This is a genomic window from Microbispora sp. H10670 (assembly GCF_014161385.1).
GTDB lineage: Bacteria > Actinomycetota > Actinomycetes > Streptosporangiales > Streptosporangiaceae > Microbispora > Microbispora triticiradicis.
The window spans coordinates 181,276-187,706 of record NZ_JABBWW010000015.1 but is presented as its reverse complement, the minus strand read 5'-3'; the positions used below and the strand labels follow the sequence as shown (position 1 = coordinate 187,706).

5 protein-coding genes are annotated in these 6,431 nt (G+C 73.5%); 3 read left to right on the top strand and 2 right to left on the bottom strand.

All coding sequences use genetic code 11. From position 1 onward, the window contains the following. Positions 1–291: 291 nt before the first annotated feature. A complete protein-coding gene (locus HHX33_RS21720) occupies positions 292–957 on the bottom strand; it encodes a cyclase family protein (RefSeq protein WP_182876215.1) in 666 nt (221 codons plus the stop codon). Next, entirely contained in the window at positions 954–1,463 is a 510-nt protein-coding gene (locus HHX33_RS21715) for a winged helix-turn-helix transcriptional regulator (RefSeq protein WP_182876214.1), read from the bottom strand. Before HHX33_RS21715 ends, HHX33_RS21720 begins: the two co-directional genes overlap by 4 nt. A 98-nt stretch (positions 1,464–1,561) precedes the next feature. Between HHX33_RS21715 and HHX33_RS21710 the strand changes: the two genes are divergently transcribed. The 3 genes from HHX33_RS21710 (at position 1,562) to HHX33_RS21700 (ending at position 6,422) form a co-directional block, all read left to right on the top strand. Next, complete coding sequence (locus tag HHX33_RS21710; protein WP_111699377.1) at positions 1,562–2,206, top strand: dihydrofolate reductase family protein; 645 nt, start codon at positions 1,562–1,564, stop codon at positions 2,204–2,206. 48 nt (positions 2,207–2,254) lie between these two features. Further along, entirely contained in the window at positions 2,255–3,046 is a 792-nt protein-coding gene (locus tag HHX33_RS21705; protein ID WP_182876213.1) for an alpha/beta fold hydrolase, read from the top strand. Positions 3,047–3,146: 100 nt separating this feature from the next. Next, positions 3,147–6,422, top strand: coding sequence for an ATP-binding protein (locus HHX33_RS21700; protein ID WP_182876212.1), 3,276 nt, complete (start codon positions 3,147–3,149; stop codon positions 6,420–6,422). Positions 6,423–6,431 lie beyond the last annotated feature (9 nt).

Below are 6,431 nucleotides of genomic sequence, written 5' to 3'. Positions count from 1 at the left end.
CCCATTGGGCGTCGGTCAGATCGGAGGGGTAGCGACGCTCGCGGGGCACACAGTCATGATCGCGATCCGACGGTGGTCACAGCGGCGAGATGCGCAGACCGTTATCGACCCTTCTCAAACACGCTCTTACAGGGCGGCCGTTTCTCTCGATCGGTCCCGGTCAGTGGAGATTTTTGCCCGATCGTCCCGTTCGCTGTTGGCGACCGGTATGGTGTGTCGCTCGACAGCCATCCGGAAGTCCTTGCGACGGCGTCGTTGACCTCGGGCGAGTCCCGTGTACGTGTGAGGCGGTCAGGGGACGAGGGCGTACGCCCGGACGGGGAAGGTGCCCATGCCGGACACGGCGACGGGCGCCGCGTGGAGCCGGAACCCGGTCTGCGGCAGCCGTTCCAGTCCGCGCATGTGCTCGATGATCGGAACGCCCGCGGTGAGCAGGGCGGTATGGGCCGGGCGGAGCCCGTCGGCCATGTCGTCGATGTTGACACTGTCGATGCCGACGACGGCCGGTTGCCGGTCGGCGAGCAGGGCGGCCGCGTCCGCCGTCAGGAAGGGATGCTCCGGGTCGCCGTAGGCCGGGCTGTCCCAGTGCCGGTCCCAGCCCGTACGCAGCAGGACCGCGCGCCCCCTGACGTCGTGGCCCTCGAACGCGTCGACACCGATGCCGCGCCGGGGGGAGCCGGAGACGTCGATCAGCAGACCGGGGACGTCGACCAGCCGGGACAGGTCGATCTGGGCCAGGTCCTCGCCCTCCGCGAGCCGGTGGAACGGAGTGTCGAGGTACGTGCCGGTGTTCGCCACCATCGCGATGCGGCCGATCTGGAACTCGACGCCGGGGGCGTAACGGCCCCGGGAGTCCTCGCGCGCCAGGTGATCGGTGATCTCCGGTGCGGGCAGGCCCGGATAGGTGATCATGCCGTGCCGGACCACATGACTGAGTTCGACGACTTCGGATGTCATGTTTCCATTGTCGATGACGTCGCCAGGACCCGTTCGTACGCGTCCTGGAGGAGCTGGGACGCGCGGGGGCGATCGGGGTCGGGGCGGGGGATGCCCAGGTGCGCCTCGCGCAGCTCGTCCATCAGGTCCTCCCACAGGGGCGGGCCGCCTTCCTCCAGCAACCGTGCCCGGATGGCCAGCGCCGGTGTCGTCGGGAGATGGCGCAGGCCCCAGGAGCCGAGCGCGACCATGATCGGGACCGTCTGGATGCCCGCCTCGGTGAGACTGTAGGTCCCCCGTCGTCCGCGCCCCGCCTCCTCGTGGGTCAGGAGCCCCTTGGCGACGAGGGCCTTGAGGCGGCTGCTGAGGATGTTCGACGCGATCCCCTCCATGGAGTTGGCGAGCAGGTCGCGGAAGTGCCGGCGCCCACCGAAGATCACGTCGCGCAGCACGATGAGGCTCCACCTGTCTCCGAGCGCCTCCACCGATCCGTTGATCGGGCAGCCCGACCGGGGCTCGTCTCGCATCGCCGACCTCCAACTGGTTGCGTTTTACAATCACCCAGTCTACGCTCCTTCTTAGTGATTGCAATCCGCAATCACCTCTGGAGGTCGGGAGATCAACCATGTCACGTGTCAGGGTGCACAACTTCGCCGTCTCCCTGGACGGCTTCGCCACCGGCGAGGGGCAGAGCCTCGACGAGCCGTTCGGCCACGCGGGCGAACGCCTGCACGAGTGGTTCTTCGAGACGCGGACCTTCCAGGCCATGCAGGGGAAGACCGGCGGGAGCACCGGGGTCGAGGACGCCATAGTCCGCACGTGGGACACGGGCATCGGGGCGGAGATCATGGGCCGCAACAAGTTCGGGCCGCAGCGGGGCCCGTGGGAGAACCACGACTGGAACGGCTGGTGGGGGCCGAACCCGCCGTTCCACACGCCGGTCTTCGTCCTGACCCACCACCCCCGGCCCTCCGTGGAGATGGAAGGGGGCACCACCTTCCACTTCGTCGACGCCACCCCCGAGGAGGCGCTGCGTCAGGCCCGCGAGGCGGCGGGCGGCCTCGACGTGCGCATCGGCGGCGGGCCGAGCACCGTCCGCCAGTTCCTGGCCGCGGACCTGGTCGACCACATGCACGTCGCCGTCGTCCCGATCGTCCTGGGCCGCGGCGAACGACTGTGGGACGGGCTGGAGGAACTCGAGAAGCGCTTCCGCGTCGAGTCGGTGTCCACTCCCAGCGGCGTCACGCACGTCACCTTCACCCGGCCGTAAGCCCCACTCCTGAGCCCGACCGTGAGCCAACCCGAAAGGCCGGCAGACATGACCCAGACCATCACTTCGGAGGACGGCACCACCCTCGCCGTCGACACGATCGGCCGGGGCGCGCCGGTCATCCTGGTCGGCGGCGCGTTCAACGACCGCTCGACCGTGGCCGCGCTCGCCGCCGAACTCGCACCGGCGTTCACCGTGCTGACCTACGACCGGCGCGGCCGGGGGGCCAGCGACGACAGGAGCGAGGACTACCAGGTGGCCAACGAGGTCGCCGACCTGGCGGCCGTCATCGCGCACGCGGGCGGCCGGGCCTCGGTGTTCGGCCACTCCTCCGGCGCCGTCCTGGTGCTGGAGGCGGCCGGGCGCGGGCTGCCGATCGACCGGGTCGCCGTCTACGAACCGCCGTACCACGCCGACGAGGACCAGCCGAGGCCGGCGGCCGACATATACGACCGGCTCAGGGAGCTGGTCGCGGCCGGGGACCGCGACGGCGCGACCGAACTGTTCCTCCGTGAGGCGGTCGGCGTCCCTGCCGGGGCGGTCGCCGGGATGAAGGCCGGCGAGGGGTGGGCGTTCATGGCGGACAAGGCCCCCAGCCTGCCGTACGACGTGCTGGTCACCGCGCCCTGGCAGGGGAGGCCGCACGAGCGGGTCGCCGGGGTCGGCGTGCCGGTGCTGGCGGTCTACGGCGACCAGACCTCGCCCGGCCTCGCGAAGGCGACGGAGGCCGTCGCGGCGGCCCTCCCGGGCGCCGAACTGCGGGTGATGCCCGGGGAGGACCACGCGGTGCTGCAGCGGCCGGCCGCACTGGCGCGCATCCTGACGGAGTTCTTCGCCTGAGCGTCCGCGACGCCCTACGGCCGAGGAGACGCGGTACCGTACGGCGAGAGATCCCCGGCGGCCGTGAATTGTCGGAGCGGGCGGATACCTTCGGAGCGGCATGCGAATCGATGGCGCGATCACCGGACTGCTCGGCAGGGAGCATCCTGCCGCGCTGCTGCGTGCCGAGATCGGACGGGCGGTCGCCAGCCACGGCGGCCTGGTGCTGGTCGCCGGTGAGGCCGGCATCGGCAAGACCACGCTCGTCGCCAGCGTGGCGGAGGAGGCCAGGCGCCTGGGCGCCCTCGTGCTCGGCGGGTCGTGCTGGGACTCCGACAGCGCGCCGGGCTACTGGCCCTGGGTGCAGGTCCTTCGCGGGCTGCGGCGCTGCGCCGCGCCGGGGGAGTGGGCTGCGGCCGAGGAGGCCGGGGGCGCCGGCCTGTCCGCCCTGCTGGGAGAGTCGCCGGGGGCCGACGCGGCCGACGGCTTCCGGCTGTACGACGCGGTGACCAGCGCCCTGGTGTCGGTCTCGCAGAGCCGTCCCCTCGTGGTCGTCCTCGAAGACCTGCACTGGGCCGATCCCGCGACGCTCCGGCTGCTGGAGTTCGCGGCGCAGCACACCTGGTTCGAGCGGGTGCTGCTGGTCGGCACCTACCGTGACGTCGAGGTGGAGTCGCCGGATCATCCGCTGCGCCCTCTCGTGCTGCCGCTGACGGCGCGGGCGGCGACGATCACGCTCACCGGGCTGGGACGGGAGGAGGTCGGCGCGCTGATGACCCGCGCCGCCGGCCGGGAGCCGTCCGCCGATCTGGTCGCCGAGGTGCACCTGCGCACCGGCGGCAACCCGTTCTTCGTCGAGCAGACGGCGCGGCTGTGGAGCGGCGGCGGCTCCGTGACCGCCATCGCCCCCGGCGTCCGCGACACCCTGCTGCGCCGGCTGTCCCTGCTGCCCCGGCCGGTCATCGACCTGCTCACCACCGCCGCGGTGCTCGGCCGGGAGTTCCACCGCCAGGTGCTGGCCGCCGTCGCCGAGACCCCCGTTCCCCACCTGGAACGGCTGCTCGACCAGGCCGTGGCCGCCCGCCTCGTCGTGGAACACGGGGGAGACACGTTCGCGTTCGCCCACGACCTGGTCCGGCAGACGCTGTACGAGTCGCTGTACGAGCCGCCGGACGGATCGCCGGGCGGGTCGCCAGAGGGGGGAGAGGCGCCCCGCCTGCACGCCGCGGTCGTCCGGGCCGTCGACGGGTCGCCCGGCCTGGCCGAGCACGTCCTGCCCGCGGACCTGGCCCGGCACGCCTACCTCGCGGGAGAGCGGATCGAGGTGTCCGTCGCGGTGGACCGGCTGCTCGCCGCCGCCCGTGGCGCCGCGGGCCGTCTGGCGGTCGAGGAGGCGATCGGGCACTACCGCAGGGCGCTGGAGCTCGCAACGGCCGGCGAGCCGCGCAGGCGGGTCGTGATCGCGATCGACCTGGGCCGCGAGCTCGTCCAGGTCGACGACCACGAGGGCGGGCGGCGGGCCTTCGAGGAGGCGGCCGCCGTCGCCTGGGAGGCCGGCGACCCCGAGTTGCTGGCCCGCGTGGCGCTGGCCGTCCACGGCGCCTGCGGCGAGGCCGGCGACCTGTCCGGCGGCAACGGCCACCGGTTCGCCGCCGGCCTGCTGCGGGAGGCGCACGGCGCGCTGCTCGGGAAAGGCCGTGCGCCCGGCGAGGAGCTCTCCCCCGAGCGTCTCGCGCGGGAACTGGCCGTGCGGGTCGTGGTGCTGGCCAAGCGCGGCCAGGACGACGAGGCGCTGACCTTCGGCCTGTGGGCCTATCACGCCGCGATCTGGGGCCCGGGCACGGCGGCGCAGCGGGCGGAGCTCACCGGCGAGGTGCAGGCGCTGGCCCGGCGCACGGCCGACGTGGAGATGGAGAGCGTCGCCGCCGCCCTGCGCTGGGTGGCGCTCCTCGAACAGGGCGACCCGGGATATCTCGCCCAGTTCCGGGAGTTCGTCGTGCTCGGCCGCCGGAGCGACCTGCCCCGCATGGACATGGCCACGCTCGCCGACCGGAGCATCATCGCCGCGCTCACCGGCGACTTCGGCGAGGCGGAGAGCGTGCTCGACGAGCTCACCGGGTTCACCTGGCAGCACGGGCACGACCAGTTCGGTTACATGCTGCATCACCACCGCTGGGCCGTACGGCTGCTCCAGGGCAGGTTCGACGACCTCGACGAGGTGCACCGCGTGCTGCGCCGGAGCCGGCATCCCTGTCCGGGGCTGCTGGAGGGGATGACCGCGCTGCTGCGCGGCGACGGCGGCGCCGCGCTGCGTCACTATCGCGACGCGACGGCCGGGGGAGAGCCGTGCCCGCGCTCGGCCCGGCCCCTGTGGCTGCGGTTCCAGGCCATGATCGCGGCGTGGTCGCGCGATCCGCGGCTGTGCGACAAGGCCCGGGCAGATCTCGACCCGTACGCCGGCATCTGGGCGGTCTCGATGTACGGCTGGGACATCGGCGGCCCGATGGTCTTCTGGCGCGCCCTCGTCGACGCGGCGCAGGAGCGGTGGGACGAGGCGATCGAGGGGTTCACCGCCGCCCGGCGGTCCGCCGACCTCCTCCTCGCCCGCCCCTGGTCGGTCGAGGCGCGGGCGCATCTCGCGGAGGCGCTGCTGGCCCGGGGCCGTCCGGACGACGCGGAGTCGGCCGGCAAGCTGCTGGCCGACGTGGAGAACGAAGCGGACCGGCTCGGCATGCGGCACGTCGTGGAGCGCGCCCGCCGGGCGAGGCGGCGCGCGTCCCCGTCCGCCCGCTCACCCGGCCGTACGTCGGGTGGTGCGCGGGACGGTACGCCCGGTCCCGTGCCCGGCGTCGGCGACGAGTTCCGGCGGGACGGCGCGGTCTGGACGCTGACGTTCGCGGACCGCACCGTGCGCCTGCCCGACGCCAAGGGCCTGCGCGACCTCCACAGGCTGCTGAGCCACCCGGGGGCCGACCTGCCCGCCGTACTGCTGCTCGCCCCCGAGGGCGGCCGGATCGTCGTCGCCGCCCGGCGGCTGGGCGGCGACGCCGTCCTCGACGAGGAGGCCAAGGCCCGTTACCGGCACCGGCTCACCCTGCTCGACGAGGAGATCGACCGGGCCGTCGAGCGGGGCGACGACGGCAGGGCGGCGGAGTTCGACCGGGAGCGGGCCGCGCTGCTGGCGGAACTGCGCGCCGCCTCGGGCCTCGGCGGGCGCGACCGCCGCCTCGGCGACGAGGCCGAACGCGCCCGCAAGGCCGTCACCGCCCGGATCCGCGACGTCCTGCGCAAGCTCGACGGGCTCCACCCCGCGCTGGCCGCCCATCTGCGCGGCGCCGTCTCCACCGGAGCGACCTGCCGGTACCAGCCCGATCACGAGATCGCCTGGCGGCTGTGACCCTCCGTC

Bases quoted from the DNA above. Each gene is read 5' to 3' on its own strand.
- HHX33_RS21700 (WP_182876212.1), top strand. From the start codon at position 3,147: ATGCGAATCGATGGCGCGATCACCGGACTGCTCGGCAGGGAGCATCCT.
- HHX33_RS21715 (WP_182876214.1), bottom strand. From the start codon at position 1,463: ATGCGAGACGAGCCCCGGTCGGGCTGCCCGATCAACGGATCGGTGGAG.
- HHX33_RS21705 (WP_182876213.1), top strand. From the start codon at position 2,255: ATGACCCAGACCATCACTTCGGAGGACGGCACCACCCTCGCCGTCGAC.
- HHX33_RS21710 (WP_111699377.1), top strand. From the start codon at position 1,562: ATGTCACGTGTCAGGGTGCACAACTTCGCCGTCTCCCTGGACGGCTTC.
- HHX33_RS21720 (WP_182876215.1), bottom strand. From the start codon at position 957: ATGACATCCGAAGTCGTCGAACTCAGTCATGTGGTCCGGCACGGCATG.